Origin of the sequence: Streptococcus sp. HMSC072D05 (assembly GCF_001815805.1) — a bacterium.
Lineage (GTDB): Bacteria > Bacillota > Bacilli > Lactobacillales > Streptococcaceae > Streptococcus.
Map to the genome: position 1 here is coordinate 660,144 of NZ_KV822038.1, position 26,431 is coordinate 686,574.

Genomic DNA, 26,431 nt, shown 5'->3' on the forward strand with positions numbered 1-26,431 from the left:
TAGCTGAGCTTGAGCCTTGTTGAGCTGAGCTACAGCATCTGCACGGTTATCCTTGGCATCACTGATTTGAGAGTCAATAGAGGATACTGAAGAAGTCGCTGCTGGCGCTTGTTCTGGTAGTCCAGCTTCTGTTGGAACTTGTGGGGAAGCTGGTACAGCTGATGCATTTTCACGAGCTTTATTTAACTCCTCGATATGACGGTCTGCCTTTGCAACTGCACGATCAGCCGCATCGTAGGCAGCTTGAGCATCTGCACTGCTGTATTTGACCAAAGCTTGCCCTTCTTCGACCTTGTCCCCGACTGAAACGAGAATTTCATCTAAATCTCCCTTACTAGCATCAAAATAAACGTATTGTTCATTTTTTGCTGTGACGGTACCTGACAAGAGAACCGATGAAGCAACGGAGCCTTCCTTAGCAGTAACGATATGAGAGGTTTCCTCCTTGACTGCTGACTGGGAAGGTTGTCTAAAAATCAAAATCCCCGCAGCACCGATAACAATAGCACTGGCAACACCAATCGCTGTGTATAATTGCCATTTTTTTGCCTTCTTATTTCTTTTCATTTTCAAGCTCCTTTATTCTTTTGCTTTACAAAAAACCATTATATCAGAAATACCAATCCCAAACAATGACAGTTCAGATGGAAACAATGACAGTTCAGGATCATTATTTCGTTCGGTATTCGTTTATTGGATTATTGTGCTAGATATATAATACAATATCTTTTGGAATTTGGCAAGCGTTTTTATAATTTTTTTACCGTAGCAGATTTTTGCATTCAAAAAATAAAAACGATAGAATATGACTATCAAAGCTATAAGGAGTTTTCTATGAGAGAATATGATATCATCGCCATCGGTGGAGGGAGCGGCGGCATTGCCACTATGAACCGAGCTGGCGAACACGGTGCTAAAGCTGCTGTTATCGAGGAAAAAAAATTAGGTGGAACTTGTGTCAACGTTGGCTGTGTTCCTAAAAAAATCATGTGGTATGGAGCGCAAATCGCTGAAAGCTTCCACCACTACGGCCCTGACTATGGTTTTACAAGTTCAGGTGTTCAGTTTGATTTTGCAAAACTTCGTCAAAACCGTGAAGCCTACATTGATCGCGCTCGCTCGTCTTATGATGGAAGTTTCAAGCGCAACGGTGTTGATTTGATTGAAGGTCGTGCTCATTTCGTTGATGCTCATACGGTCAGCGTTAATGGCGAATTGATTCGTGCCAAACATATCGTGATTGCGACTGGCGCTCGTCCAAGCATCCCAACTATTCCTGGGGCTGAACTCGGTGGTAGCTCAGACGATGTCTTTGCTTGGGAGCAGCTTCCTGAATCCGTTGCGATTCTTGGAGCTGGTTATATCGCCGTTGAATTAGCAGGTGTTCTCCACGCGCTAGGAGTAAAAACGGATTTGTTTGTCCGTCGTGATCGTCCCTTGCGCACTTTTGACAGCTACATCGTTGAAGGTCTTGTCAATGAAATGGAAAAAACAGGCCTTCCTTTGCACACCCATAAGGTACCAGTCAAACTAGAAGAATCAGAGCAAGGCATTACGATTCATTTTGAAGATGGTTCTAATCACACTGCAAGCCAAGTTATCTGGGCTACCGGCCGCCGTCCAAATGTAGACGGACTGGAGTTAGAAAAGGCTGGAGTTACACTCAACCAACGTGGATTTATCCAAGTGGATGAGTATCAAAATACAGTTGTAGATGGTATCTATGCCCTCGGAGACGTTACTGGTGAGAAGGAACTAACTCCAGTAGCCATCAAGGCAGGACGTACCCTATCTGAACGCCTTTTCAACGGAAAAACAAATGCCAAGATGGACTACACGACTATCCCTACTGTTGTCTTCTCACACCCAGCAATCGGAACGGTTGGTTTAACCGAGGATCAAGCTATCAAAGAATACGGCCAAGATAACATCAAAGTCTACAAGTCAAGCTTTGCATCCATGTACTCAGCCGTTACAAGCCATCGTCAAGAATCTCGCTTCAAACTCATCACCGCCGGTGCTGACGAAAAAGTTGTTGGACTTCACGGACTTGGTTACGGAGTGGATGAGATGATTCAAGGATTTGCGGTTGCCATCAAGATGGGAGCTACCAAGGCAGACTTTGATGCTACAGTAGCTATCCACCCAACTGCCTCAGAAGAATTTGTAACCATGCGCTAATTATCACAATAGACCTCTTGAGGTCTCTTTTTACTTGCAAAATCGGCTGTTACAAAAATTGTTACCTTAGTTGGAAGAATAGGTTGACTTTTGTTTCTAAATTAGTATAATAGTTACTATAATTTTGAAAAGAGGTTAACAGTTTTGAAAAAAGCTCATATCTATGCTATCCCTGCTATCGGTGCTGCTCTCATTGCCGTATTGGCACAAATCAGTCTCCCTATCGGTCCTGTACCCTTTACTTTGCAAAACTTTGCAATTGGTCTGATTGCTACTGTTTTTAGACCCAGAGAAGCTGTTCTATCTGTAGCTCTCTATCTCCTGCTTGGTTCCATTGGTTTACCTGTTTTTGCAGGGGGAGGAGCTGGATTTCACGTTTTAGTCGGTCCAAGTGCAGGCTATCTTTGGTTCGACCTTGTTTATGCTGGACTTACATCTTATCTCATTCATCAAAATAGTGGCTACATTCGCATTTTCCTGGCTAACCTCTTGGGTGACTCCCTCGTCTTTGTCGGAGGTATTCTCAGCCTCCACTTCCTTGCTGGGATGCCATTTGATAAGGCGCTTGCAGTTGGTGTCCTTCCCTTTATCCTCCCTGACCTTGGTAAGATCATTGCCATTAGTTTCATTGGTCGTCCCCTACTAGAACGATTGAAAAGCCTTCCATATTTTTCAAGATAAAAGAATAGTCCAGAACAATTGTTCTGGACTATTTCCTTTCTAAGAATCAACTGTACACTATTTAGCTACTTGACTATTCTTATACCGGTATGAATATTAATCGTTTTATCCTTCAAATTACAGCTTTTCACGATATGCAAAGTAGAAAAGTAATCTGATTGATTCAACCCAAATAAGCTTCCATTGATTTTGAAAGGTTAATAACTGTATATTTTCAGAAAACGCATTTTTACTGATAGAACTATATTTAATAAATTATTTGTGATACAATAGAGCTACCTAAAAGATTCAGTAAATTTAATGTTCATTGATTATTTATATTAACTTGAACATTTTGATTTCTTTTAATACAAAAATAATTATAAATAATTATAAACAGAAAGGTAATTCTATGGCAAAGAATACTCGTGAGCTAATCATTGGTTCTCTCATCACACTAGCTAAGAAGAATCCTCAACGTAGTTCCTTTACAATGACTGAAATTGCTGCTGAAGCTGGTATTTCACGACAAGCGATTTATCAAAAGCATTTTAACAACTTTGAAGATATTATTGAGTACATTCACGAAGAAACCAATCAGCACATTTTTAACGTCTTTAATAAGTACTGCCCTAACAACGATGGAGATCCTGTTAGCTTTTTAGCAGACTATATACTTCCGCTCATATACGAAAAAAAAGAAATTGTTAACACCTTGTATACCACACAAGTCGACCCATGTTGGAAGGAGTTTCTGCGTGGAACGTACTCTGAGTGGGTACTAAAGAATGTCAATTACCAACTGAAATATAATTTTAGTAAAGAAGACATCGCTTATATCATTACGACCATGGCAATCTCTTTCATCGAAGTCTGGATTCGTAAAGATAATCCAATACCACCTGAAGAGTATAGAGAGACTTTCATTCAATTGTCTAAGACTTCTCTGTGTGACTATATTGTATCCTAAAAAAAGAATCTTGAGTTCTACTCAAGATTCTTTTTATTGTCCCCCTTTAAAGGCATCGACCATTACCTGAAATTCTTCATTGGAAAGCGTGATTCCTTTGCCCATTTTGGTATGGTCAGGACTCCAAGAACGAATATCAAACTTTGCTGGTGCTCCATTAAAGCTAACGCGATTTAGTTCTTTTGTCCATCCTTTGTCATTTTCAGACAATGTCAGTAAGTGTTCTTCGATTTCAAATGTAAATTCTGCCATTTTAACTCCTTTATGTGATATGCTTTCACTAGTCTATTCGTAAAAACCTTGTGGTTTTTAGGAAAATTTTATATAATGTGGATAGATAAGAAGGGAGGATCTTATGAGACAAACATTTAAACTTGTACTAGATAAACTACAGGGTTTTCTCAATGGAAATGACGAACCTCACCAAACCGAAGACAACTCCCTAACAGCTACAATCGAGCAGGCTATCCAGAAAAAATCTGCTGTTCATGTCATACTAGCTGAGACAAGTTTTACGGGTGATATTGTCAAATATGATGTCAGTCGTCAGCAGATTATTGTCAAAAATTTCACTAGAAATGTGACACGTATCATTCGGATTGGTGACATCAAGAGAATCCGTTTTGTCCCTTCTACGGTAGAAAAAGCACAGAAAAATCTATTTAAGAAAGAGTGAGATGTTCATTGCATCCCACTCTTTTTCTTAACGGATTTGTTCAAAATGAAGGTGAACTGCGATATGCTCACCATACCCACTTCTCTCCAAATCACGTTGCAAGCGATAAGAGATATAGTGCTCTGCAATGGTGATGTAACCTGCTCCCAGCAAACGATTTTCAACCATTGATTGGATCATACTGATAGTCGCACGTTCTACTTTTGCTTCTTCCAAGTCCAAGACTACTTTTTTAGTAACTTGAGCTAGGTTTTGACGTAGATCATCTGTCAAAACATAAACTGTCTGAGCTGCTTTTAGGACAGCTTGGTAAATTTTATCTGGATCAAAGTCAGCAACTTCTCCGTTACGTTTGATTACTTGCATAAGGTTCTCCTTTATTCTTTGTTTTCTCTGATTTCAGCCAGCATCTTTTCTTCTTCGGATGTTAGTTGATAGTTTTCTAGCAGGTCAGGTCTGCGCTCGTAGGTTTTCTTTAGACTCTCATACAGTCGCCACTGGCGAATCTTTTCATGGTGTCCACTCATGAGAACATCTGGTACCACCATACCTCGATAGTCATAAGGGCGAGTGTATTGGGGGTATTCGAGAAGACCTGAAGAGAAACTATCATCCTGGTGACTAGACTCCTTACCAATCACTTCAGGAATTAGGCGAACAGTCGCATCAATCATGGTCATGGCCGCCAATTCACCACCAGTCAAAACATAGTCTCCTAGGGAAATTTCATCGGTTACCAAGGTCTTGATGCGCTCGTCATACCCTTCATAGTGACCACAGATAAAGATCAGTTCCTCTTCTTGAGCCAAATCTTCTGCGTAAGCTTGATCGAACTGTTTCCCAGCAGGATCAAGAAGAATGACGCGGGGATTTTTCTTTTCAATAGCATCAAAGGCATCGAAAATGGGTTGAGCCCTTAGCAACATTCCTTGACCGCCTCCGTAGGGCTCATCGTCAACATGACGGGCCTTTTCAGCGTATTCTCTGAAATTATGATACTGGATATCCAAGAGCCCTTTTTCTCGAGCCTTCCCAACAATCGAGTGTTCCAGCGGAGAAAACATCTCAGGAAAGAGGGTTAAAATATCAATCTTCATCGTCTAACCCTTCTAAGATTTCCACTTGAACCCGCATGTTTGGAATATCAACATTGAGAACTACTGGCGGAATGTAAGGTAAAAGCAAATCACGCTTACCTTTTCGTTTGACCACCCAGACATCGTTGGCACCTGGTTGTAGGATTTCCTTGATAGTTCCTATCAAGTTATCTCCCTCGTAAACATCCAAACCGATAATCTCGTGATAGTAGAATTCTCCATCATCTAAATCGTTCAAATCTTCCTCAGCGACCTTGAGACTATAACCCTTGTACTTTTCAATCGCATTGATATGATACATGTCTTTGAATTTGATAATGTCAAAGTTCTTATGCTTGCGGTGACTTGCGATGGTCACTGTTTGAACAAACTGATCTTTTTCATCAAATAAAGCCAGCTCTGCCCCTTTTTTAAACCGTTCTTCAGCAAAATCCGTCACAGACAAGACTCGCATCTCACCCTGTAGACCCTGCGTATTGACGATTTTTCCAACATTAAAGTAGTTCATCTTGTCTCCTGTATCTATTTCTATCCTTTATTTTATCACGTTCCAGGGATTTTCACAAGTTGGAGAAAATCAGCTATAATCCTAAAATTGCTAGTAGTTTCCTCTTTAATGTTAATTTATATTTGAAAGAAGAAATATTTATATTCCCGTTATACATATTACTATAAAATGTATACTCCCCAATTTGACCTTGACTTGTCTTCCATTTCATTCTTAAACTAGGTATAGTCTCAGGTAAATTTGTATGAATCAATAAGCATGTATAATTTTTTAAATTTTTGACTGTATGTATTTTATCTTGAACGACTAAACGATTACTTTTTGAATCATAGATTAAAGAATAAAATTCTACAATTTCAATATCAACTTCTTTTGGATAAAAAATCAAATGGTTATAATGTTTATCATTTTTATTATGTTTAAACTCATAAACATGATGAAATCTCGTATGTAAGGAATCAAATTCGATTGGTTTAATTGCCTGAATTTCGATATTATTAATATAGGCCTTATTCTGGAAACTAATTTTTAAAATTACACCTATAAAAGTCGAAATCTGTATAATTCGTAATAACCAATCAATATACATCGCCCAGTCTATTTTTAAAAAATAATCAGTGTTCAATATTTCTCAAATCTCCCTTCAAAAAACTCTCCAAATCTCTTTCATGTTGGTACTTAATGGCAGCCTTCTTATCTTTGTCAAAAATAGTTTTGGTTAGGTCAATGTCGTTGATGGCCGCAATTGCGACAGTGTAGTGAATAATATCAGCCAGTTCTTTGGCTAGTTCCTCATTTGAGTCCTGAACGCCCTCTTTTCGACCAGAGCGCCCATTCAAGACCTCGGCTACTTCTCCCACTTCCTCCACTAACTTGATAAAGAGGCCTTCCTCGGTTCGAGATTGCTGATAATGTTCGAGTAAGTAAGCTTGTAATTGTCTAAAGGTTAAATCCTTCATCTTCTCCTCCACAAAAAAGCGAGACATCTGTCCCGCTTTCTTTATTTTTCATCGATAACGATTCTTACTTTCTTGTCTTCAGTTGGGACAGAGTAGACAATCGTTCTTATCGCTGAGATAGTGCGACCCTTACGACCGATAACACGACCGACATCGCTTTGGTCAAGATCCAAGTGATACTCCAAAAACTCTGGCGTGTCTTCGATCTTGATAGTTAAGGCATCAGGGTGTGAAATCAAAGGTTTCACAATCGCAATAATGAGATTTTCAATCGTATCCATCTGTCAACCTACTTTAAACTTATTTTGAGAATTTAGAATCGTGGAATTTTTTCAATACGCCTTCTTTTGAAAGGATGTTGCGAACTGTATCTGAAGGTTGAGCTCCATCAGCCAACCATGCAAGAACGCGGTCTTCTTTCAAAGTTACTTGGTTTTCAGCAACAAGTGGGTTGTAAGTCCCAACTGTTTCGATGAAACGTCCGTCACGTGGTGAACGTGAGTCTGCTACGTTGATACGGTAGAAAGGTTTTTTCTTAGAACCCATACGAGTCAAACGGATTTTAACTGCCATTTTTTAATGTCTCTTTTCTTATTTTTTTATTTCGGTGAAATAGCTGAGCTATTTAGCACATGTTCTATTATAGCAGATTTTTGACAGGTGTCAAGAAAAAAACTTGACAGAGTTTTAATTTTTTTAACTACTAGAAATTTTTAGTAAAATCTTTTACATTTGAAATCAAACTCCTTTTAAGGTACAATGGTAGAAATGAATTTTTGAGAGGTTAACAATGAAAAAACTAGCAGCCCTTCTTTTACTATCCACTGTAGCCCTTGCTGGATGTACTAGTATCCAACGTGGTCTCCGTGGTGATGAATATGTCGACTCCAGCATCTCTGCTGAAGAAAGCTCAAAAGCAGCTGCTCAGACTGCCAAAGATTTGAATGACGCTTTAACCAATGAAAATGCCAACTTCCCTCAACTTTCTAAAGAAGTTGCTGAAGACGAAGCTGAGGTCATTTTACACACAAATCAAGGCGATATCCGCATCAAACTCTTTCCAAAACTAGCACCTCTAGCAGTTGAAAACTTCCTCACTCATGCCAAAGAAGGCTACTATAACGGCATCACCTTCCACCGTGTCATCGATGGCTTTATGGTCCAAACTGGAGATCCTAAGGGAGATGGTACAGGTGGCCAATCTATCTGGCATGATAAGGATAAAACGAAGGATAAGGGAACTGGTTTCAAAAATGAAATCTCCCCTTACCTATACAATATCCGAGGAGCCCTTGCTATGGCTAACACTGGTCAACCAAACACCAACGGTAGCCAGTTCTTCATCAACCAAAACTCAACAGATATTTCAGCTAAACTCCCTACTAGCAAGTATCCAAAGAAAATCATCGAAGCCTATAAAGAGGGCGGAAATCCTAGTCTAGACGGCAAACACCCCGTCTTTGGTCAAGTCATCGATGGCATGGATATCGTTGACAAGATTGCCAAGGCTGAAAAAGATGAGAAAGATAAACCAACGTCTGCTATCACCATTGATAGTATAGAAGTGGTGAAAGACTACGACTTCAGTAAAAAATAAGCCATCAACAGATAAGGAGACGATGATATGATTTTATTTTGGGGTTCTAAAGGTTATCAAAAAGATTTGGGACATACGCAAACTGCGATCGAATGTGGTCACTGTAACAATGTCGACACTTGGGAGATCGTAGAAACTGGGCGCAAGTTCACCCTTTACTGGATTCCACTTTTCCCTTATGGTAAAAGTTACTTCGTTTCTTGTCCGATTTGCCACTACGGTAAAGAAATTGAGAAATCTGAAGTTGAAAGCTATTTAAATTACTAGTCAAAAAAGCCAAGTCATTTCGACTTGGCTTTTTTACTGCTTTTAAGTTAGCTTGTTAAAGTCCCAGATTTGGTCCATCCAGCCTTCATAGAAGTCTGGTTCGTGGCAAACCATAAGAATCGATCCCTTGTATTCTTTGAGAGCGCGTTTGAGTTCATCCTTGGCATCTATATCCAAGTGGTTGGTCGGCTCGTCCAGCACTAAGACGTTGTTTTCACGATTCATCAAGAGACAGAAACGCACCTTGGCTTGTTCACCACCTGATAAGACCTGAATTTGGCTTTCAATGTGCTTGGTTGTCAAACCACAACGAGCAAGGGCTGCACGGACTTCTGCTTGGTTAAGGGCAGGAAAGGCATTCCAGACAGCCTCTAGTGGTGTTTGACGATTGCCACCTTCTACTTCCTGTTCAAAGTAGCCAAGTTCTAAGTAATCACCGCGTTCAACTTCCCCAGCGATTGGCGGAATAATGCCCAAGAGAGACTTCAAGAGGGTTGTTTTCCCAATACCATTGGCCCCAATAATGGCAACCTTTTGATTGCGTTCAAAGGTAAGATTTAAGGATTTGGTCAGAGGACGATCATAACCAATCTGCAAGTCCTTGGCTTGGAAGATAAAACGCCCTGGCGTACGAGCTGTTTTGAAATCAAAGGATGGTTTTGGCTTCTCACTTTGCAGTTCGATAATATCCATCTTGTCGAGTTTCTTTTGACGGGACATGGCCATATTACGCGTTGCAACACGCGCTTTGTTTCGAGCCACGAAATCCTTGAGGTCTGCAATCTCTTTCTGTTGGCGTTCGTAGGCTGCCTCCAGTTGAGATTTCTTCATAGCATAGACTTCTTGGAACTGGTAATAGTCACCAGAGTAACGCGTCAGCTGTTGATTTTCCACATGGTAGACGATATTGATTACGTCGTTGAGGAAAGGAATATCGTGCGAAATAAGGACAAAGGCATTCTCATAGTTTTGGAGATAACGTTTGAGCCAGTCAATATGCTCAGCATCCAGATAGTTGGTTGGCTCGTCCAGCAATAAGATATCTGGCTTTTCAAGGAGGAGTTTAGCTAAAAGCACCTTTGTTCTTTGTCCACCTGACAAAGAGGTTACATCCGTATCCATGCCATAGTCCATGACACCGAGAGCACGCGCAACTTCATCAATCTTAGCATCCAAGGTATAGAAATCACGACTCTCCAAACGGTCTTGGAGCTCTCCTACTTCTTCCATCAGCGCATCAATATCCGCCCCGTCTTCTGCCATTTCCATATAGAGGTCATTGATACGAGCTTCTGCATTAAATAGCTCATCAAAGGCCGTACGGAGAACATCACGCACAGTTTGACCTTTCTTTAGCACAGCATGCTGATCCAGGTAGCCAGCAGTCACATACTTAGACCACTCAACCTTCCCTTCATCTGGTAACATCTTACCAGTCACGATGCTCATAAAGGTTGATTTTCCTTCACCATTGGCACCGACTAGACCGATATGTTCTCCCTTGAGGAGACGGAAAGACACATCTTCAAAAATTGCACGGTCACCAAAACCGTGACTTAAATTTTTAACTTCTAAAATACTCATTCTAATTCCTTATCTTGTTTTTATGCAGTCCTTTATAGAGGACCCAAGCCAGATAGCCTCCCAGGGTATTGGTCCACAAATCATCAATCTCAAAGACGCGATTAAAATCAAAGAAAAAGTCTAAGACCAGTTGCGTGCACTCAATTCCTAGACTCAGTAGAAAACTGAGAAGGATGATTTTTTTCGTTTGTCGTAAATTTGGACAGAGATAAATCAGTTGAAAGACTAGTGGGAAAAGCAAGAAGACATTTAAAATGTTCTGCAAAAAGATCCAAAGGACTTGTCCCAAACTGGTCACTTCACCCAGATTCCAAAGGGAGTTTAAGGGAGTTAAAAGAAAAACCAGGCGTCCAAAAGTTTGAATACCTGGAGTTTCCACTCCTGTAGGAAGTTGAGGCTGGGGAGTGAAGCAAAAACAGACAATACATAGGCTGTAAACAGCCACTCCCAATCTTAAGAATAATTCTCTTTTTTTAGTCATTTTATGGATTTACCGCTGCGACTGCCTTCTGGCGGTCACGTTTCATTGTATTGGAGCGTAATTGTCCACAAGCTGCATCAATATCTGTACCATGCTCTTGACGGACAACACAGTTGACCCCTTTTTTCTTGAGGGTATCGTAGAAGGCCATCACGCGCTCTTTAGGACTACGGCTATATTGGTCATGTTCACTGACAGGGTTATAGGGAATCAAGTTTACATAAGACAATTTCTTGATGTTCTTGAGCAATTCAGCCAACTCCAAGGCTTGTTCAACACCGTCGTTGACTTCATTGAGCATGATGTATTCAAAGGTCACACGGCGATTGGTTGTTTCGATATAGTACTCAATGGCTGCAAAGAGCTTTTCAATCGGAAAGGCACGGTTAATTTTCATGATGCTTGAACGCAATTCATTATTGGGAGCGTGAAGGGAAACAGCGAGATTGACCTGTACTCCTTCATTAGCAAAATCACGAATTTTATGAGCCAAACCTGAAGTTGAAACTGTGATGTGACGAGCACCGATAGCCATCCCCTTGTCATCATTGATGGTACGAACAAAATTTAATACATTGTTGTAGTTATCAAATGGTTCACCAATTCCCATAACAACGATATGGCTGACACGTTCATCCTGGCCACGTTCATCAAAGTATTTCTGAACTAGCATGATCTGCGCTACGATTTCCCCGTTATTGAGGTCACGTTGCTTCTTGATCAAGCCTGATGCACAGAAGGTACAACCAATATTACAGCCAACCTGAGTGGTCACACAGACTGACAAACCGTAGTGTTGACGCATGAGTACTGTCTCAATCAACATGCCATCTGGCAACTCAAAAAGATACTTAACGGTACCATCAGCTGACTCTTGTACAATCCGTTGTTTCAAAGGATTTACGACAAACTGGTCATTGAGTTTGGCAATCAAATCCTTGGAAAGGTTGGTCATTTCTTCAAACGACTGGACACGTTTACGGTAGAGCCATTCCCAGATTTGATCTGCTCGGAATTTCTTTTCTCCTTGTTCTAAAACCCATTCTTGCATGGTTTGACGTGTTAAACTATAAATAGACGGTTTCATCTCTTCTCCTTATTCTCTATCTATTTCTGACGAATGACAAAATGGCGCTGTCCCTTGTCCTCTTTCTGAGACTTTTGGTCCTTATGACGACGTCTATTTCGCTTATCGGCATTTGGTTTTCTCTTATTTTGCGAAGGTTTCTTGCCTCTTCTAGGAAGGTTTTCCTCCTCTTTTTTACGCATTTTTTTGTCAAATGAAGCCCGTTTCGGTGCTTGATTTTCTAGAACAAAATAGGCACAACCATAACTACAGTACTCTAAAAGATAGTCCTGTAAGCGACTGATCTTTTCAATTTTTTCCTCTGTTCGATCGTCTTTGTAAAAACCACGTAGGCGGAGCTGTTCATTACTCCAGTCCCCCACGACATAATCAAACTTGGTCAACACTTCTGAAAAGCGTTGATTAAAGACTGTCACATCGAAAGCATCCTTGATATTTTCAACCAAGGTAAAAGCAATTCCTTCAGTCTCAACCTTATCCCCATTTACATGAAATTCTGGGCCAGGAAACTTGTTATAGTTGTATAATTCAGGTGCAATTTCTTTACGCATAGTCTTCCTTTTCCACGATTACTTAACACTCTATTTTACCATAATTTCTAGCAGTTAGCACGTTTCTCATAAAAATGAAAAAAGTCTGACGATTTTGTCAGACTTCTGCTTTATAACTTTAAAAAGAGAAGAACAATTCTTCCCTCCATATTTTATTATTTAGCTGCTGCGTAAAGCTCGTCTACCTTGTTCCAGTTGATGACTGAGAAGAAAGCTTTGATGTAGTCAGGACGTACATTGCGGTATTTCACGTAGTAAGCATGTTCCCAAACGTCCAAGCCCAAGATTGGTTTTTTACCTTCTGAGATTGGTGTGTCTTGGTTTGCTGTTGAAGTTACTTCAAGCTTTCCTTCTTTGTTGACAACCAACCATGCCCATCCAGAACCAAAGCGAGTTGTAGCTGCTGCTGTAAAGGCTGCTTGGAACTCTTCAAATGAACCAAATGTTGCGTCGATTGCTGCTGCAAGTTCTGCTGATGGAGCTGTTTTCTCAGGAGTCATCAATTCCCAGAAAAGAGTGTGGTTCAAGTGTCCACCACCATTGTTGATAAGTGCTTGACGGATATCAGCTGGGATAGAGTCTACATCAGCAAGCAAGGCTTCAAGGTCTTCACCAATTTCAGGGTGTTTTTCAAGAGCTGCATTTGCATTGTTTACATAAGTTTGGTGGTGTTTGTCATGGTGCAAGTGCATTGTTTCTGCATCGATGTATGGTTCCAAAGCGTCGTATGCGTATGGAAGGTCTGGTAAGATAATAGCCATCTGTAATACCTCTTTTTCTTTCTATATGAAAATGATAACGCAATCATCCTCTTTTTTCAAGTTTTTTGCTCAATTTGCTTCTGCCGCGATCTGCAAAAGTGCCTTTTCAAACAGGTACCCTTTTTCATAGACACCTGTCTTAATCTGGTAGTCTGTTTCAATCAAACAAGAAATCGCTCGTTTGAGAAAGGCCAAGGAAATCCCTCTCGAATCTCTCAGTGCAAACTTGATTTGATAAGGATTAGGGTTGCGCCCCAAGTAAGTTCCCAGACTGCTTGCAATCTGCGATTCCGTCTGACCAGTCTCTGATAAAATCTTCACTTGGGTAAAGGTACGAAACTGTCCTAACATGACAGCTATGAGCTTGATTTCGTCCTCCCCTTGCAAGGTCAAATCTCTAACCAAGTCACGGGCCTGATCAATCTTCTTAGCTAAAATAAACTGAGTCAAATCAAAAATATTGTCCTGCAGGGTCTTTGGTATAGCCTCGACAATATCCTTCTCCTCTATCATGCCATCTGATTTATAAGACTGTAAAAAAAGGAGGTTTTTCTGAATTTCACTAAATTGAAAACCAGACTTGATGAGTAGATTTTCAAAAGATTTTTCCGCAAACTGCAGACCTTGTGTCTGACTCCATTTTTGGAAAAACTGGCGGAGTTCTTGTTCCTTGGGTTCAATAGCATCAAAGACAGTCGCATCTCGTTTGAGCAATTTGACCAGCCGTCTTTTATTATCTAACTTTCCTTCTGCAAAAATCAACAACTTTGTTGTTGGCGAAGGGTTATCAAGGTATGCCTCAAATGACTTGAGCTCATCATCTGTTAAAAAACGTTTCTTGGCTGTTGTGATATCGACAAAATGGTCTAATATTACGATTTTCTCATCCGCAAAGAAAGGGAGACTGACCAACTCCAACTCTAAGTCTTTATAAGTTACTTCTTTCATATCAAAGTAAGCAAAATTGAGATCAGCTGGATCATAACCAATCTGCTTCAACACTTGACTCTTCATAACTTCAAACTGACCCTGATCTGTCCCTGTAAATAGGTTCAAGCTAGATAGATTTGATAAAGTCAACTTCTGACTGTCTTCAATGGCTAGCATCTTCTCTCCTTTCTTCTGATTTTTTATTAAACTTAATCAATATAGCGCAATTTCCCACGGAAATCTTCTAGGTTCTCATAACCTTTTTCTGCCATAATAGCTTTCAGTTCTTTGGTAATGCGTTCAAAAGCACCGACGCCTTCCTTGTGAAGAGTGGTCCCTACTTGCACCATACTCGCACCGCAGAGGATACGTTCAAAGGCATCACGACCCGTTAGAACACCACCCGTTCCAATGATTTGGATTTGCGGATTGAGACGTTGGTAAAAGGCGTGCACATTAGCAAGAGCAGTCGGTTTGATATACTCTCCACCAATCCCACCAAAACCATTTTTAGGACGAATAACGACCGACTCGTCTTCTATATAAAGGCCGTTTCCGATAGAGTTAACACAGTTAACAAACTTGAGCGGATATTTATTGAAAATAGCAGCCGCTTGATCAAAGTGCACAATATCAAAATAAGGTGGGAGCTTGATACCAAGAGGTTTTGTAAAGTAGGCAAATACTTCAGATAGGATACGGTCTGTTGTTTCAAAATCATAGGCAATCTGAGGTTTTCCTGGAACATTTGGACAAGAGAGATTGAGCTCAGTCAATCCTTTAAACTCGCTCTCTTGAACTTTTTTCAAGATGGTATGTGTTTCTTCTGGAGACATGCCGACTAAAGATAGGAAGAAAGTACGGTTTGGCTCTTTTTCCTGCAAGTCCAAAAGATAGTCCAGATAGTAATCCAAGCCATTATTTGGCAAGCCCATGGAGTTGATAGAACCAAGTGGAACATCCTGGTAACGTGGCTCAGGATTGCCCTGACGAAAGTCCAAGGTCGCGGTCTTCGTGACAAAGGTTCCTGCTGCTGAGTTTTTGACCCCTTCAAGCTCTTCTATCGTCATACAAGCCACACCCGCTGCATTCATCAAGCAATTGTCAAACTCAAAGCCAGCTATTTGTGTTTTCGTTGATACCATGATTCTGATCCTCCAGATTCCTTTTATTTCTAATATTATACCATACTTTAAGATTTTCTCTTTGAGAAACTAATTTCTATATAAAACGTTCGGTTTTGTAAATTGAAAGAATTTTTAGAAAATTTCTGTTTTTTTCTTTACACTCAAAAAAAATTCTGCTATAATGGCTCATGTAATAAAATATAACAACAAAAGGAGAACGATATGACATCTGCTAAAGACTATATCCAAAGCGTGTTTGCAACTGTGAAAGCTCGTAACGGGCATGAGGCTGAATTTCTCCAGGCGGTTGAAGAATTCTTCAGCACTTTGGAACCTGTATTTGAAAAACACCCTGAGTATATCGAAGAAAACATCTTGGCACGCATCACTGAGCCTGAGCGCGTGATTTCTTTCCGTGTTCCTTGGGTTGACCGTGAAGGTAAAGTCCAAGTCAACCGTGGTTACCGTGTTCAATTCAACTCAGCTGTTGGACCATATAAAGGCGGACTTCGTTTCCACCCAACTGTAAACCAAGGGATCTTGAAATTCCTCGGCTTCGAACAAATCTTTAAAAACGTTTTGACTGGACTTCCAATCGGTGGAGGTAAAGGGGGATCAGACTTCGATCCTAAAGGGAAGACTGATGCTGAAGTGATGCGCTTCTGCCAAAGCTTCATGACTGAATTGCAAAAATACATCGGACCATCTCTTGATGTACCTGCTGGTGATATCGGTGTTGGTGGACGTGAAATTGGTTACCTTTACGGGCAATACAAACGTCTTAACCAATTTGATGCGGGTGTCTTGACTGGTAAACCTCTTGGATTTGGTGGTAGCTTGATTCGTCCAGAAGCAACTGGTTATGGTTTGGTTTACTACACTGAAGAAATGCTCAAAGCTAATGGTAACAGTTTTGCTGGTAAGAAAGTGGTTATTTCAGGTTCTGGTAACGTAGCTCAATACGCTCTTCAAAAAGCGACTGAACTTGGTGCAACTGTCATCTCTGTATCTGACTCAAACGGTTATGTCATCGACGAAAATGGTATTGACTTCGATCTTTTGGTTGATGTTAAAGAAAAACGTCGTGCTCGTTTGACTGAGTATGTAGCTGAGAAAGCAACTGCTACTTACCATGAAGGTTCTGTATGGACTTACGCTGGTAACTACGACATCGCTCTTCCATGTGCGACTCAAAACGAAATCAACGGTGAAGCAGCTAAACGTTTGGTTGCTCAAGGCGTTATCTGTGTATCTGAAGGTGCTAACATGCCTAGTGACCTTGATGCGATTAAAGTCTACAAAGAAAACGGAATCCTTTACGGACCTGCCAAAGCTGCTAACGCTGGTGGTGTAGCTGTATCAGCGCTTGAAATGAGCCAAAACAGCCTTCGCCTCTCATGGACACGTGAAGAAGTTGATGGACGCCTCAAAGACATCATGACAAACATCTTCAACACAGCTAAAACAACTGCTGAAACATACGGACTTGGTACTGACTACCTTGCAGGAGCAAATATCGCTGCCTTCGAAAACGTAGCAAACGCTATGATTGCACAAGGTATTGTTTAATTAGTCGATACATCCTATCGGAGGACAAATGATGAACTTACGGCCAATGGAAGTGAGAGACAATTCAGCTGTAGCGCAGCTCATTCGAGCCAGCCTAGAAGAATTCGGACTTGACAAACCAGGAACTGTCTACTTTGATTCTCATCTAGATCATTTGGCCGACTATTATCAACAGCAAGAGAGAGCAGCTTACTTTGTTCTGGAAGATGAAGGACAGCTGGTTGGCTGTGGTGGCTTTGCACCTGTGTCCGATAAGATTACTGAATTACAAAAACTGTATGTCACTAAAAATAGCCGTGGCAAAGGTTATTCCAGCAGGTTGATAAAACGGATATTCCAGGAAGCCCACTTAGCAGGTTATGAACAGCTTTATCTAGAAACCTCTACTGAACTGGCTACGGCTGTGGCAATCTATCAGCACTATGGTTTCACATCACTGCAAGAACCACTTTCTAACGCCGTCGGCCACCCAGCTATGAATATCTGGATGATAAAATCCCTCTTATCAGATGAATAGATGGCAGTATACTATGGTCGACTCGAGGACATCAGTATCAAGCTCCTCAAGACAGCTAAAACAACTTTTAAAAATGTAGCCAAGGCTATGATAGTAAAGGTATTGTTTCAGCACTATCACACTAGAAGAAATCCGACTGCTTATAAAAGCAGCCGGATTTTTATATATCTAATTTTTCAAAAAATTTGCCTGTTGACTGCTTTTCTTTTAGCTTCTCCAGCAGCTCGTTCTCCAGAAAAGGACTTAGTTCGTCAAAATCTTGGCAAACCTCAAAAACCGTCTCTCTGTCCAACTGGCCATAAGCTAGTTCATAATAGTCCTTATTATGATGCCAGTTCTGGTCATAATTGACATCTGTCCGTTGATAGTAAACAATGTTTTGCTTCGGAGTAAGGTAAAGCTTCTGCGTCAGAATGCTTTTCTGATCTTTGGACAGCTTGCTACGACTGAAAATCTTGACACCTTGAAAAATCTTACGCTCATGGATACCTTGATTTTTGACTTTCAATTCAACTCTTTTATAGTACATATAGTCACCTCCAGAAATTACCTACATTATATCAGATTCTGGCAGATTATCAAGCCAAAGTGTCATTTCCAAAAGTCTTTAGTCGCCTCTAAAATCTCTTCTGTAGGCGTCACTGTTGCTTCAATAATAGTCTTGCCAGTCATTTTCAGATAGGCTTGTATCAGATGATAGCCATAAGCATAGCCTGCAGCATAAGGCATTCCAACTGGCATCTGACCCTGTATCTTAGCTATTTCATCACCGTAGAGATATGGTGCCATTTCCGCCATCCCCGTTAGCTGAAGCTGACTTGAGATGATGGGCTTAATCTCTTCTAACTGCTCTGGACTGGTTGAAGTGACCCAAGGCCCAATGAGATCTTTGCCATAGAGCTCAGCAGCAAAAGACTCTGCCAATCCTTCACTGACTACCCAGTCTGCTAGTGTCGTCTGCTGGTTCCATTTGATAAATTGGAAACGGACATTGTGATTGCACTCGTGAGCCAACGCAGCCTGCACACGTGGTAAAGTATAGTCATTTGGTAGCAGACTAAGCATGAGGTAGCCTGGAATTCCTCCATCTCCGCTATAACCCTTATTGAGCTGTAGCATAGGTTTTTCTGGATTGCCCAATAAAATAGTAAAATGGTAATCCTCAACATCTAAGTCATAGCCAGCCTGCTCAAAAAGCCCCATACTCCTTTTGATGGTATCCTGGCAGTCCTGCCAGAGTTGATCAGAGCTCAGAGAGTCGATAGCTGGTCTATCCTTTTCTGAGAGAGTTGCGGGTAACTGATTCATAAAGCCAAGTAGGAAAAGAGCATCAAATCCTCCAGGATACTTTGCTTTCAGAGGAATGTGTTGCGTTTGGTATTTGGTTGCAAAAGGTGCTAATATTTTAGCTCGAAAGCAACCTTCTCTCTTTTCTAAAGGAAGCTCGAGCATCTCTTGGTAAACTTTATCTGAACGAATCATATTGATTTGCATAATAATCTCCTTTCTTATCTATTATTAGTATAATCCCTTACCTAAGGTCAGAGTCAAGAAGAAAATTGAAATTATATCAAGATTCTAGTAATTGTTAGTAAAAAAACTAGAACTTTCGTATCAGACCATAATTTTAAGTAGGTTTACCCATTTTAAATCGTAACAGAAAAAACCGCTACTCCTGAGAATAGCGGTTTTATCATGTTTTTAAGCTACTAATGTAGTTGCTCTATTATTTAAGAGTAACTGAAGCTCCAGCTTCTTCCAATTTAGCTTTGATTTCTTCAGCTTCTGCAGTTGGAACGCCTTCTTTGATGACACCTGGTGCACCATCAACAAGTTCTTTAGCTTCTTTAAGTCCAAGACCAGTGATTTCACGTACAACTTTGATAACGCCAACTTTTTTGTCACCAGCAGCTGTCAACTCAACGTCAAATGAGTCTTTAGCAGCACCAGCGTCAGCAGCACCAGCTGCAGCAACAGCTACAGGAGCAGCTGCAGTTACACCAAATTCTTCTTCGATAGCTTTTACAAGGTCGTTCAATTCAAGGATTGAAGCTTCTTTAATTTCAGCAATAATGTTTTCAATGTTCAATGCCATTGTTATTTCCTCCAAATAAGTTTTTAATTTTATAATCGTTTTTCCGTAGCTAGGCTACGCTGCGTAGCTTAAGATTAAGCTGCGTCTTCTTTGTTGTCTGCAACCGCTTTGACTGCAAGAGCAACGTTGCGCACTGGCGCTTGAAGTACAGAAAGGAGCATAGAAAGAAGTCCTTCGCGGTTTGGAAGAGTTGCAAGTGCAAGAATCTCTTCTTTTGATGCGACAGCGCCTTCGATTGCACCACCTTTGATTTCAAGTGCTTCAGCGTTTTTAGCAAAGTCGTTCAAGATTTTCGCTGGTGCGATAACATCTTCGTTAGAAAATGCTACTGCAGATGGTCCAACAAATACTGATGCAAGATCTTCAAGACCAGCTTTTTCAGCTGCACGACGTAAGATTGAGTTTTTAATAACTTTATACTCAACTTCGCTTCCACGAAGCTCACGACGAAGAACTGTATCTTGCTCAACTGTCAAACCACGAGCGTCTACAACGACGATAGATGCAGCAGCTTTCATTTTTTCAGCTACTACGTCAACTAGTTCCGCTTTTTTAGCAATAATTGCTTCACTCATTAGTGTGTTCACCTCCGTAATTATTTTGCTTGGGGAATTTTTCCAAAAGAAAAACGCGCCCAAACCTAGACACGAAAGTACAATACGCTTCTTTTTACATGATACGTTTTGTCCTCGGTAGGATCTTTATGAGTCGAGCTCCCCTACTGTCTTAGGCAGTTTTTTTCAAACCGTATATAAGTATAGCATAGACAAAAAAAGAATGCAAGATTTTTGCAAACTTTTTTTAAATTTTTTTAAATCTCTACTGTCAAAACTTTGCCTTGCTTAACCACCTGTTCTCCAGCGATATAAACATCATCAACATCACTGGATTTGACAGCATAAACGAGGTGAGAGAGCATATTTTTCTGAGGTTGGAGATGGATTTTTCCTTGTGGTTGAATGACCAGAAAATCCGCTTGTTTGCCAACTTCTAGGCTTCCTATCTGCTTTTCCATTCCTAGAACCTTAGCTCCTTCGATTGTCAGTGCCTTAAGGGCTGTTTCGATAGGAAATTGGCTGGCATCTCCACTTTTCATCTTTTGAAGAAGGGCTGCTGTCCGTCCTTCCTCAAACATATCTAGATTGTTATTGGAAGCAACCGAGTCTGTCGCAATTCCGACTGCTACTCCTGCTTTTTGGAGTTGGATGATTGGAGCGATCCCTGAGGCCAGTTTGAGGTTACTGATAGGATTATGGGCGATTGCCACATGAGAAGTTGCCAAGCGTTCAATTTCTCGCTCGTTTAGCTCGACCCCATGAGCAAAGACAGACGGATGATCTAAATAACCCAGTTCTTCTAGAAAGGCGAGGGGACGTTTGCCATAGCGTTTGAGGATAATTCCTGACTCTTCCTTGGTCTCTGCCACATGGATATGGATAGGAATGTCCAGCTTTTTTGCCATATCTAAGCTCGCTTCCAGCAAGTCTCTACTACAGCTGTAGGGAGAATGTGGAGCTACCATAACCTTGAAATTTGGGTTTTCATATCCTAAGATTTCCTCTATGATGGCTCGGGTTCTGCTTATGGTCTCAGCAGTTGTTTCTGCCTCTGAAGAAAAGAGGGTCGGTGAGAAATAACAACTCATCTTGGAAGCCTTAACTGCCTGATAAATTTGCTCAATATCCACACCATTGGGATTATACATATCGTTGAAGGTTGTTGTTCCTGACTGGAGCATCTCTGTCAGAGCTTCTTTGACTGCCTTGGTAGTCATATCGGGAGTAAATCCTGCTTCTGCTGGCCAGATATAGTCATTGAGCCATTCGTGGAGATTGCTGTCATCCTGAATTCCTCGCAAACCTGTCATGACAGAATGGGTGTGGCAATTAACCAAACCAGGCATGATCCAGGCTCCCTGATAGTCTATAATCTGCTCAGCTTGCTCTAAAATCTCTGACTCCTCTTGGCCGACATAGACGATTTGAGAATCCTTAACGGCTAAGACACCATCCAAATAAACATGGAAATCTTGGTCACAAGTCACGATATTTACATGCTGATAGACTTTCATTGTTTTCTCCTTCTAAGACCTTGATTTTTTCTAGCTATTGTAACAAAAAAGTCACCCGAAGGCAACTTTTAGTGTCATTAAGAATTTAAATGGGTAGGAATGACTTATTCAGAGCTAAAGGCCGCAGCTTTTTGCATTTGGTAATACTTGCCCTTTCTATCCATGAGATCATGATGGTTACCATGCTCCACAATGTCACCATCTACCAAGACAAGAATCAAATCCGCATCCTGAATGGTTGACAAACGGTGAGCAATAATAAAGCTTGTGCGCCCCTTCATGAGTTTGGCAAAGGCATCCTGTACTAGCACCTCTGTCCGTGTATCGATGGAGGAAGTCGCCTCGTCTAAGATAAGAATCTTTGGAATAGCTAGAAAGACTCGGGCGATGGTCAAGAGCTGGGCTTGACCGACAGAGAGAGATTCTCCTGCATTTTCCAACTTGGTATCGTATCCCTGTGGCAACTGTTGGATGAAAAAGTCTGCGTTGGTTGCTTTTGCGGCAGCAATCACCTGCTCCCTACTGGCATCAGGATTTCCAAAGGCAATATTGTCATGAATGGTCCCTTGCTTGAGCCAGGTTTCTTGGAGTACCATCCCAAACTGCTGTCTCAATGACGCTCGGGTATAATCATAAATGGATTGCCCATCTAACAAGATATCTCCCGAGTTAATAGGATAAAAACGCATGAGGAGATTGATAAGAGTTGACTTACCAGCACCTGTCGGACCAACGATGGCTACCTTGCTACCAGCTGGGATATCGATAGACAAATCCTTAATCAAGATCCTTTCAGGATTGTATCCAAAAGAAACATGCTTAAAGGAAATGGCTCCCTTAACTTGGTCACTGGTCAAGACTTCCTTACCTGTTTCAGCAACCTCAGGACTTTCTAAAACAGCATAGACACGCTCTGCGCAAGCGAGAGCACTTTGCAACTCAGCTAAAACAGAAGAAATATCATTAAAGGGCTTGGTATACTGTTGGACATAGTTCAAAAAAGTCACTAAACGCCCAATGGTCAAAGTTGAACCCATCATGATACGATAGGCTCCCACTCCAGCTAGAAGAGCATAAATGAGCGCATTGACAAAGCGAGTCGAAGGATTAACCGTTGAGGAATAAAAGATAGCTGACTGAGAATAGCCTGCATAGTTGGCATTAGCCACATGCAGTCTTTGGATAAACTCTGTCTGAGCATTGAAGGACTGGATAATGGTCTGCTGGCTAAGTGATTCTTCAATCAACTGAGTCTGAATCCCCCTCGTCTCTGTTTGCTTCTGGAAGAGATGATAAGAGCGTTTAGCAATAAAACGTGAAATCACCATGGACAGGGGTGTCAACAGCAAGACCAAGAGGGTCATAAGGAGATGAATTTGGAGCATGGCTAGAATACTAACCAAAATCATCAAAACGCCAATGAAAAATTGATTGAAAATCATGGTCAAACCAGCTGCCAACTGTTCTATGTCTGTGGTCACACGACTGACCATCTCTCCACTGCCCTGCCGATCCACAAAAGCAATCGGTAAACGATGGAGCTTATGAATGATTCGCTCTCGCAAGTCTTTGGTATAAGAGAAGATTAGACGATTATAAAGAAGAGGATTGGCCCATTGTACCAGTGTATTTCCTATAACTACCAAGATCATCTGGATAAAAATCTGCCAAAAAACTGGTGAAGAATCAGCTACTAGGACCTGGTCAATGACCTGCCCAATCAAGATAGGTAGATAGATCGATAAAGCAACTTGGGCAATAGTTCCTAGAAAGGCAAGGAAAAGGAGGAAAGGATGGTTTGCTAAATCTATGGCCAAACGTTTGAGCGTCTGGTTTGCGGTTTGTCGTTTCATGCTAGTCCTCCTTTCCATGTTGGGATGCATTGATTTCGCGATAGACTTGGCTAGTCTTCATTAATTCCTCGTGCTTGCCAACAGCTAGTAACTCACCTTTTTCCAAGAGGAGAATCTGGTCAGCCATCTGAAGTGTAGACGTTCGTTGAGAAATCAAGATTAAGCTCGTGTTAGGTAAATTCTCTCGGATAGCTTTCAAGAGCTTGGACTCAGTGATGGTGTCCAGGGCCGAGGTCGCATCATCTAGGATGAGAAATGGAGCTTGTCGCAAGACTGCTCGGGCAATAGATAGCCTTTGTTTTTGTCCACCTGAGAAATTTCGTCCTCCTGCCTCAACTAGGGCATCCAAAAGTCCTTCCTTTTCACTGACAAAATCCTTAGCTTGCGCAATTTCCAAGGCCTGCCAAAGTTCTTGGTCAGACACTTCTCGATTGAAACCTAGAGTCAAGTTGGAACGAATAGTTCCTTTAAAAAGTTCGACTTTTTGAGGTACATAGGCAATCCAAGACCGCCACTGCTCAAGATTACGAGGACTACATCCATCTCGATAAAGGTCAATGCTCCCCTTGTCTGCTGGATAAAGACCAAGTAAGACTTGCACCAAGCTTGATTTACCTGAACCAGTTCCCCCGATGATACCAAGGATCTGCCCTTGATTCATATCAAAGGAAATGTTTCTCAGAGAAGGCTGGGCCGCATCAGGATAGGTAAAGGTTAATTCTTTGACTTGCAAAACACGATCACCGGTAGCTTGCTTTTCTTCTAATTCTGAAAAAATATCTTCTGGAGCTTCGGTAAAAACTTCCTCAATTCGCTTGGCTGAGATATAGGACTGGTTGAGGGAATTGATCAGCATGGCAAGCTTAACCAATTCCACCAAGATTTGCAAGAGATAGTTGATGAGGGCAATGAGGGCACCTTGACTGAGTAAACCTCCTTGAATTGAAATATAGCCCTGCCAGATGATGACGAGAAGAGTTCCATTAACAATCAGATAGGTCAGAGGTGTTAACAAACTAGACCAGAAACCCGTCTTTTCTTGCAATCTAGCATAAACTTGGTTAAGGGTTTGAAAAATCTGTAACTCTCGTTTTTCCTGACCAAAAGCACGAATAACTCGCATGCCTTGTAATTGCTGGCGCGTTTCCTGAACCAGCTGATCCGTTTTCTTTCTGAGACTGCTGTAGAGAGGATTGACCAGTCGAGAGAGACCGACAATGACAATCGTCAAAATGACAACCATAACTAAGAACCAGAAAGTTAGCTCAGCCGATATGCGATAGGCCATAAAGATAGCCCCAAAAACGATAATGGGAGCTCGCAAAAAGAGGCGCAGGAATTGATTGATCCCAGTCTGAATCTGGTAAGTATCCGAAGTCAAGCGAGTCACCAAGCTAGAAGTTGTCAGACGATCTCTGCTATCCTTGGGTAGGGAAAGAATATGACGATAAAGGTCGTCTGTCAGTTCTTTGGCAAACCCAACCGCTGCCTTGGCTGAGTAAAACTGAGCTACCAAGGCCACTAAAACGCCAATCACTGCAAAGATAAGGAGCAGGCCAATCTGCATCCAGAGATGGCCTTGATCTCTCTGAGGCAAGGACTGGTCAACAATCCCAGCAATCACCATGGGAACCAAGAGCTCAAAAACAGCTTCTAGTAGCTTGAACAAGGGTGCTATAATCGACTCATTGATGTAGGGTTTGAAGTAAGATAGTAAGTGTTTCATAAATCCCTTCTATTCTTATTCTGGAAATGAAGAAAGTGGGAAGCCCCACCCTCTCAGTTTTATTTGTTTAAGTAAGGTAATAGATAGCCATATCCTGCTTTTTCCATCTCATCCTTGGCTACAAAGCGCAAGGAGGCAGAATTAATACAGTAACGCAGGCCACCTAACTCCTGAGGTCCATCTGTAAAGACATGACCCAAGTGAGCATTTCCTGACCGAGAACGAACCTCGATTCGCTCCATTCCATGGCTCAAATCCTTGTAATAGTGAATTAATTCCTTAGAAATCGGACGACTAAAACTTGGCCAACCACAACCTGAGGCAAACTTATCCTTAGCAAAAAAGAGTGGCTCCCCTGTCGTGATGTCTACATAAATCCCCTCTTCAAAAGTTTGGTCATAAGCATTGGTAAATGGCGCCTCTGTAGCAGCTTCTTGGGTGACACGGTAGGATTCCTCAGTTAAGCTCTCCCTCAACACCTCTTGACTAGGTTTTTCATAGTTGGCTGCGTCAATCAATGGCTTCTCAGCATCGGTCACATCGATATGACAATAACCGGAAGGATTTTTCTTGAGATAGTCTTGATGGTAGTCTTCTGCTAAAATGTAGTGGCGAAGTTTCTCCACCTCTACTGCAATCTTTCGACCCAGCATACGCTCCTGCTCCTGCACCACTGTGTAGATAGCTGGCAAGTCTGCTTCATCTTGGTAATAGATCCCCGTTCGATATTGGCGACCACGGTCATTCCCTTGCTGGTTAATAGACAAGGGATCAATGACTCGGAAATAATAAAGCAAAATCTCTCTGAGTGACACTGCTTTCTCATCATAGATCACTTGAACAGTCTCTGCATGGTCTGTTTCCTTGAGCAACTGGTAATTGGTCGTTTCGACTTGGCCATTAGCGTAGCCGACACTGGTTCCTAGCACTCCAGAAATTCGTGAAAAATACTCCTCTAGGCCCCAAAAACAACCACCTGCTAGATAAATTTCTGACATCTTTATTTCTCCTTTATCAAGTTTTTAACTAATACTCTTCGAAAATCTCTTCAAACCACGTCAGCGTCACCTTAGAATATATATGTGACTGACTTCGTCAGTTCTACCCGCAACCTCAAAACAATATTTTGAGCTAACTTCGTCAGTTCTATCCACAACCTCAAAA

31 protein-coding genes, 1 pseudogene and 1 other annotated feature are annotated in these 26,431 nt (G+C 41.3%); of the genes and pseudogenes, 8 read left to right on the top strand and 24 right to left on the bottom strand.

Annotated elements, in window-relative coordinates:
• A pseudogene (locus HMPREF3057_RS10090) lies at positions 1-567 on the bottom strand (efflux transporter periplasmic adaptor subunit); the annotation flags it as partial.
• A 267-nt stretch (positions 568-834) separates the two neighbouring features.
• On the opposite strand from HMPREF3057_RS10090, the gene gor reads away from it, so the two are divergent.
• The 3 genes from gor (at position 835) to HMPREF3057_RS09050 (ending at position 3,811) form a co-directional block, all read left to right on the top strand.
• The gene (gor, locus tag HMPREF3057_RS09040) at positions 835-2,181 is read left to right on the top strand and encodes a glutathione-disulfide reductase (RefSeq protein WP_070697300.1); all 1,347 of its coding nucleotides are present in this window, start codon (positions 835-837) and stop codon (positions 2,179-2,181) included.
• A gap of 144 nt (positions 2,182-2,325) precedes the next feature.
• The gene (locus HMPREF3057_RS09045) at positions 2,326-2,862 is read left to right on the top strand and encodes a biotin transporter BioY (protein ID WP_042768991.1); all 537 of its coding nucleotides are present in this window, start codon (positions 2,326-2,328) and stop codon (positions 2,860-2,862) included.
• A 391-nt stretch (positions 2,863-3,253) separates the two neighbouring features.
• Complete coding sequence (locus HMPREF3057_RS09050; protein ID WP_070697302.1) at positions 3,254-3,811, top strand: TetR/AcrR family transcriptional regulator; 558 nt, start codon at positions 3,254-3,256, stop codon at positions 3,809-3,811.
• Positions 3,812-3,844: 33 nt separating this feature from the next.
• Here the strand turns inward: HMPREF3057_RS09050 and HMPREF3057_RS09055 are convergent, their stop codons facing one another.
• Positions 3,845-4,063 (bottom strand): YdbC family protein, encoded by a 219-nt coding sequence (locus tag HMPREF3057_RS09055; RefSeq protein WP_000807419.1) that lies wholly within the window; start codon positions 4,061-4,063, stop codon positions 3,845-3,847.
• Between the two features lie 103 nt (positions 4,064-4,166).
• On the opposite strand from HMPREF3057_RS09055, the gene HMPREF3057_RS09060 reads away from it, so the two are divergent.
• The gene (locus HMPREF3057_RS09060; protein WP_049520699.1) at positions 4,167-4,487 is read left to right on the top strand and encodes a hypothetical protein; all 321 of its coding nucleotides are present in this window, start codon (positions 4,167-4,169) and stop codon (positions 4,485-4,487) included.
• 27 nt (positions 4,488-4,514) lie between these two features.
• Here the strand turns inward: HMPREF3057_RS09060 and HMPREF3057_RS09065 are convergent, their stop codons facing one another.
• The 7 genes from HMPREF3057_RS09065 to rpsP all read right to left on the bottom strand — a co-directional run bounded on the left by HMPREF3057_RS09065 (position 4,515) and on the right by rpsP (position 7,624).
• Positions 4,515-4,853: an ATP cone domain-containing protein gene (locus tag HMPREF3057_RS09065; RefSeq protein WP_049490156.1), complete on the bottom strand. Its 339-nt coding sequence runs from the start codon at positions 4,851-4,853 to the stop codon at positions 4,515-4,517.
• A gap of 11 nt (positions 4,854-4,864) precedes the next feature.
• Positions 4,865-5,584, bottom strand: a complete 720-nt coding sequence (trmD, locus tag HMPREF3057_RS09070) for a tRNA (guanosine(37)-N1)-methyltransferase TrmD (protein WP_049479679.1) — start codon at positions 5,582-5,584, stop codon at positions 4,865-4,867.
• A complete protein-coding gene (gene rimM / locus HMPREF3057_RS09075) occupies positions 5,574-6,092 on the bottom strand; it encodes a ribosome maturation factor RimM (protein WP_049479678.1) in 519 nt (172 codons plus the stop codon). The genes trmD and rimM overlap by 11 nt, the downstream gene beginning before the upstream one ends.
• 73 nt (positions 6,093-6,165) lie before the next feature.
• Complete coding sequence (locus tag HMPREF3057_RS09080) at positions 6,166-6,681, bottom strand: hypothetical protein (RefSeq protein ID WP_049479705.1); 516 nt, start codon at positions 6,679-6,681, stop codon at positions 6,166-6,168.
• A gap of 25 nt (positions 6,682-6,706) precedes the next feature.
• Positions 6,707-7,051, bottom strand: coding sequence for a MazG nucleotide pyrophosphohydrolase domain-containing protein (locus tag HMPREF3057_RS09085; RefSeq protein WP_049479677.1), 345 nt, complete (start codon positions 7,049-7,051; stop codon positions 6,707-6,709).
• A gap of 41 nt (positions 7,052-7,092) precedes the next feature.
• Positions 7,093-7,332, bottom strand: a complete 240-nt coding sequence (gene kphA / locus HMPREF3057_RS09090; protein ID WP_000379615.1) for an RNA-binding protein KphA — start codon at positions 7,330-7,332, stop codon at positions 7,093-7,095.
• Positions 7,333-7,351: 19 nt separating this feature from the next.
• Positions 7,352-7,624, bottom strand: coding sequence for a 30S ribosomal protein S16 (gene rpsP / locus HMPREF3057_RS09095; protein ID WP_000268760.1), 273 nt, complete (start codon positions 7,622-7,624; stop codon positions 7,352-7,354).
• A gap of 217 nt (positions 7,625-7,841) precedes the next feature.
• On the opposite strand from rpsP, the gene HMPREF3057_RS09100 reads away from it, so the two are divergent.
• Together HMPREF3057_RS09100 and HMPREF3057_RS09105 are read left to right on the top strand one after the other, a co-directional pair.
• On the top strand, positions 7,842-8,648 hold the full coding sequence (locus tag HMPREF3057_RS09100) for a peptidylprolyl isomerase (protein WP_049479508.1): 807 nt from the start codon (positions 7,842-7,844) through the stop codon (positions 8,646-8,648).
• Positions 8,649-8,675: 27 nt separating this feature from the next.
• The gene (locus HMPREF3057_RS09105) at positions 8,676-8,915 is read left to right on the top strand and encodes a zinc-ribbon domain-containing protein (RefSeq protein ID WP_000600216.1); all 240 of its coding nucleotides are present in this window, start codon (positions 8,676-8,678) and stop codon (positions 8,913-8,915) included.
• Between the two features lie 42 nt (positions 8,916-8,957).
• Here HMPREF3057_RS09105 and HMPREF3057_RS09110 read toward each other — a convergent pair whose 3' ends face one another.
• From HMPREF3057_RS09110 to HMPREF3057_RS09140, 7 genes are all read right to left on the bottom strand, one after another.
• On the bottom strand, positions 8,958-10,499 hold the full coding sequence (locus HMPREF3057_RS09110; protein WP_049520695.1) for an ABC-F family ATP-binding cassette domain-containing protein: 1,542 nt from the start codon (positions 10,497-10,499) through the stop codon (positions 8,958-8,960).
• A gap of 1 nt (position 10,500) precedes the next feature.
• Positions 10,501-10,980, bottom strand: coding sequence for a VanZ family protein (locus HMPREF3057_RS09115; RefSeq protein WP_000163100.1), 480 nt, complete (start codon positions 10,978-10,980; stop codon positions 10,501-10,503).
• Position 10,981: 1 nt separating this feature from the next.
• Positions 10,982-12,067, bottom strand: a complete 1,086-nt coding sequence (gene rlmN, locus HMPREF3057_RS09120; protein ID WP_000804762.1) for a dual-specificity RNA methyltransferase RlmN — start codon at positions 12,065-12,067, stop codon at positions 10,982-10,984.
• Positions 12,068-12,087: 20 nt separating this feature from the next.
• Entirely contained in the window at positions 12,088-12,618 is a 531-nt protein-coding gene (locus HMPREF3057_RS09125; protein WP_001224366.1) for a YutD family protein, read from the bottom strand.
• 155 nt (positions 12,619-12,773) lie between these two features.
• Positions 12,774-13,379, bottom strand: a complete 606-nt coding sequence (sodA, locus tag HMPREF3057_RS09130; RefSeq protein WP_000974732.1) for a superoxide dismutase SodA — start codon at positions 13,377-13,379, stop codon at positions 12,774-12,776.
• 69 nt (positions 13,380-13,448) lie between these two features.
• On the bottom strand, positions 13,449-14,486 hold the full coding sequence (gene holA / locus HMPREF3057_RS09135) for a DNA polymerase III subunit delta (RefSeq protein ID WP_000879622.1): 1,038 nt from the start codon (positions 14,484-14,486) through the stop codon (positions 13,449-13,451).
• 32 nt (positions 14,487-14,518) lie between these two features.
• Positions 14,519-15,454 carry a dihydroorotate oxidase gene (locus HMPREF3057_RS09140; RefSeq protein ID WP_070697304.1) on the bottom strand — a complete coding sequence of 312 codons (936 nt, stop codon included), beginning with the start codon at positions 15,452-15,454 and terminating at the stop codon, positions 14,519-14,521.
• 204 nt (positions 15,455-15,658) lie between these two features.
• Between HMPREF3057_RS09140 and gdhA the strand changes: the two genes are divergently transcribed.
• Both gdhA and HMPREF3057_RS09150 read left to right on the top strand, forming a co-directional pair.
• Complete coding sequence (gdhA, locus tag HMPREF3057_RS09145) at positions 15,659-17,005, top strand: NADP-specific glutamate dehydrogenase (protein WP_070697307.1); 1,347 nt, start codon at positions 15,659-15,661, stop codon at positions 17,003-17,005.
• 31 nt (positions 17,006-17,036) lie between these two features.
• Positions 17,037-17,522, top strand: a complete 486-nt coding sequence (locus HMPREF3057_RS09150) for a GNAT family N-acetyltransferase (protein WP_070697309.1) — start codon at positions 17,037-17,039, stop codon at positions 17,520-17,522.
• 160 nt (positions 17,523-17,682) lie between these two features.
• Here HMPREF3057_RS09150 and HMPREF3057_RS09155 read toward each other — a convergent pair whose 3' ends face one another.
• The 8 genes from HMPREF3057_RS09155 to msrB form a co-directional block, all read right to left on the bottom strand.
• The gene (locus HMPREF3057_RS09155; RefSeq protein WP_070697311.1) at positions 17,683-18,051 is read right to left on the bottom strand and encodes an EXLDI protein; all 369 of its coding nucleotides are present in this window, start codon (positions 18,049-18,051) and stop codon (positions 17,683-17,685) included.
• Positions 18,052-18,113: 62 nt separating this feature from the next.
• On the bottom strand, positions 18,114-19,016 hold the full coding sequence (locus HMPREF3057_RS09160; RefSeq protein ID WP_070697313.1) for a DUF2268 domain-containing putative Zn-dependent protease: 903 nt from the start codon (positions 19,014-19,016) through the stop codon (positions 18,114-18,116).
• 232 nt (positions 19,017-19,248) lie between these two features.
• The gene (gene rplL / locus HMPREF3057_RS09165; protein ID WP_001196964.1) at positions 19,249-19,617 is read right to left on the bottom strand and encodes a 50S ribosomal protein L7/L12; all 369 of its coding nucleotides are present in this window, start codon (positions 19,615-19,617) and stop codon (positions 19,249-19,251) included.
• A gap of 74 nt (positions 19,618-19,691) precedes the next feature.
• Positions 19,692-20,192: a 50S ribosomal protein L10 gene (rplJ, locus tag HMPREF3057_RS09170; protein ID WP_001287273.1), complete on the bottom strand. Its 501-nt coding sequence runs from the start codon at positions 20,190-20,192 to the stop codon at positions 19,692-19,694.
• A 38-nt stretch (positions 20,193-20,230) separates the two neighbouring features.
• Positions 20,231-20,366: a sequence feature (ribosomal protein L10 leader region), on the bottom strand.
• Between the two features lie 62 nt (positions 20,367-20,428).
• Positions 20,429-21,688, bottom strand: coding sequence for a TRZ/ATZ family protein (locus HMPREF3057_RS09175; RefSeq protein WP_070697316.1), 1,260 nt, complete (start codon positions 21,686-21,688; stop codon positions 20,429-20,431).
• A gap of 104 nt (positions 21,689-21,792) precedes the next feature.
• Positions 21,793-23,541, bottom strand: a complete 1,749-nt coding sequence (locus tag HMPREF3057_RS09180; RefSeq protein ID WP_070697318.1) for an ABC transporter ATP-binding protein — start codon at positions 23,539-23,541, stop codon at positions 21,793-21,795.
• Between the two features lies 1 nt (position 23,542).
• Positions 23,543-25,267, bottom strand: coding sequence for an ABC transporter ATP-binding protein (locus HMPREF3057_RS09185; protein WP_049479487.1), 1,725 nt, complete (start codon positions 25,265-25,267; stop codon positions 23,543-23,545).
• Positions 25,268-25,326: 59 nt separating this feature from the next.
• The gene (gene msrB, locus HMPREF3057_RS09190) at positions 25,327-26,265 is read right to left on the bottom strand and encodes a peptide-methionine (R)-S-oxide reductase MsrB (RefSeq protein ID WP_070697321.1); all 939 of its coding nucleotides are present in this window, start codon (positions 26,263-26,265) and stop codon (positions 25,327-25,329) included.
• Between the last annotated feature and the right edge of the window lie 166 nt (positions 26,266-26,431).

What these genes read in the sequence shown, in the direction of transcription:
- gor (WP_070697300.1), top strand. Translation starts at nt 835, where the DNA reads ATGAGAGAATATGATATCATCGCCATCGGTGGAGGGAGCGGCGGCATT.
- HMPREF3057_RS09050 (WP_070697302.1), top strand. Translation starts at nt 3,254, where the DNA reads ATGGCAAAGAATACTCGTGAGCTAATCATTGGTTCTCTCATCACACTA.
- HMPREF3057_RS09055 (WP_000807419.1), bottom strand. Translation starts at nt 4,063, where the DNA reads ATGGCAGAATTTACATTTGAAATCGAAGAACACTTACTGACATTGTCT.
- HMPREF3057_RS09060 (WP_049520699.1), top strand. Translation starts at nt 4,167, where the DNA reads ATGAGACAAACATTTAAACTTGTACTAGATAAACTACAGGGTTTTCTC.
- HMPREF3057_RS09065 (WP_049490156.1), bottom strand. Translation starts at nt 4,853, where the DNA reads ATGCAAGTAATCAAACGTAACGGAGAAGTTGCTGACTTTGATCCAGAT.
- trmD (WP_049479679.1), bottom strand. Translation starts at nt 5,584, where the DNA reads ATGAAGATTGATATTTTAACCCTCTTTCCTGAGATGTTTTCTCCGCTG.
- rimM (WP_049479678.1), bottom strand. Translation starts at nt 6,092, where the DNA reads ATGAACTACTTTAATGTTGGAAAAATCGTCAATACGCAGGGTCTACAG.
- HMPREF3057_RS09080 (WP_049479705.1), bottom strand. Translation starts at nt 6,681, where the DNA reads ATGTATATTGATTGGTTATTACGAATTATACAGATTTCGACTTTTATA.
- HMPREF3057_RS09085 (WP_049479677.1), bottom strand. Translation starts at nt 7,051, where the DNA reads ATGAAGGATTTAACCTTTAGACAATTACAAGCTTACTTACTCGAACAT.
- kphA (WP_000379615.1), bottom strand. Translation starts at nt 7,332, where the DNA reads ATGGATACGATTGAAAATCTCATTATTGCGATTGTGAAACCTTTGATT.
- rpsP (WP_000268760.1), bottom strand. Translation starts at nt 7,624, where the DNA reads ATGGCAGTTAAAATCCGTTTGACTCGTATGGGTTCTAAGAAAAAACCT.
- HMPREF3057_RS09100 (WP_049479508.1), top strand. Translation starts at nt 7,842, where the DNA reads ATGAAAAAACTAGCAGCCCTTCTTTTACTATCCACTGTAGCCCTTGCT.
- HMPREF3057_RS09105 (WP_000600216.1), top strand. Translation starts at nt 8,676, where the DNA reads ATGATTTTATTTTGGGGTTCTAAAGGTTATCAAAAAGATTTGGGACAT.
- HMPREF3057_RS09110 (WP_049520695.1), bottom strand. Translation starts at nt 10,499, where the DNA reads ATGAGTATTTTAGAAGTTAAAAATTTAAGTCACGGTTTTGGTGACCGT.
- HMPREF3057_RS09115 (WP_000163100.1), bottom strand. Translation starts at nt 10,980, where the DNA reads ATGACTAAAAAAAGAGAATTATTCTTAAGATTGGGAGTGGCTGTTTAC.
- rlmN (WP_000804762.1), bottom strand. Translation starts at nt 12,067, where the DNA reads ATGAAACCGTCTATTTATAGTTTAACACGTCAAACCATGCAAGAATGG.
- HMPREF3057_RS09125 (WP_001224366.1), bottom strand. Translation starts at nt 12,618, where the DNA reads ATGCGTAAAGAAATTGCACCTGAATTATACAACTATAACAAGTTTCCT.
- sodA (WP_000974732.1), bottom strand. Translation starts at nt 13,379, where the DNA reads ATGGCTATTATCTTACCAGACCTTCCATACGCATACGACGCTTTGGAA.
- holA (WP_000879622.1), bottom strand. Translation starts at nt 14,486, where the DNA reads ATGCTAGCCATTGAAGACAGTCAGAAGTTGACTTTATCAAATCTATCT.
- HMPREF3057_RS09140 (WP_070697304.1), bottom strand. Translation starts at nt 15,454, where the DNA reads ATGGTATCAACGAAAACACAAATAGCTGGCTTTGAGTTTGACAATTGC.
- gdhA (WP_070697307.1), top strand. Translation starts at nt 15,659, where the DNA reads ATGACATCTGCTAAAGACTATATCCAAAGCGTGTTTGCAACTGTGAAA.
- HMPREF3057_RS09150 (WP_070697309.1), top strand. Translation starts at nt 17,037, where the DNA reads ATGAACTTACGGCCAATGGAAGTGAGAGACAATTCAGCTGTAGCGCAG.
- HMPREF3057_RS09155 (WP_070697311.1), bottom strand. Translation starts at nt 18,051, where the DNA reads ATGTACTATAAAAGAGTTGAATTGAAAGTCAAAAATCAAGGTATCCAT.
- HMPREF3057_RS09160 (WP_070697313.1), bottom strand. Translation starts at nt 19,016, where the DNA reads ATGCAAATCAATATGATTCGTTCAGATAAAGTTTACCAAGAGATGCTC.
- rplL (WP_001196964.1), bottom strand. Translation starts at nt 19,617, where the DNA reads ATGGCATTGAACATTGAAAACATTATTGCTGAAATTAAAGAAGCTTCA.
- rplJ (WP_001287273.1), bottom strand. Translation starts at nt 20,192, where the DNA reads ATGAGTGAAGCAATTATTGCTAAAAAAGCGGAACTAGTTGACGTAGTA.
- HMPREF3057_RS09175 (WP_070697316.1), bottom strand. Translation starts at nt 21,688, where the DNA reads ATGAAAGTCTATCAGCATGTAAATATCGTGACTTGTGACCAAGATTTC.
- HMPREF3057_RS09180 (WP_070697318.1), bottom strand. Translation starts at nt 23,541, where the DNA reads ATGAAACGACAAACCGCAAACCAGACGCTCAAACGTTTGGCCATAGAT.
- HMPREF3057_RS09185 (WP_049479487.1), bottom strand. Translation starts at nt 25,267, where the DNA reads ATGAAACACTTACTATCTTACTTCAAACCCTACATCAATGAGTCGATT.
- msrB (WP_070697321.1), bottom strand. Translation starts at nt 26,265, where the DNA reads ATGTCAGAAATTTATCTAGCAGGTGGTTGTTTTTGGGGCCTAGAGGAG.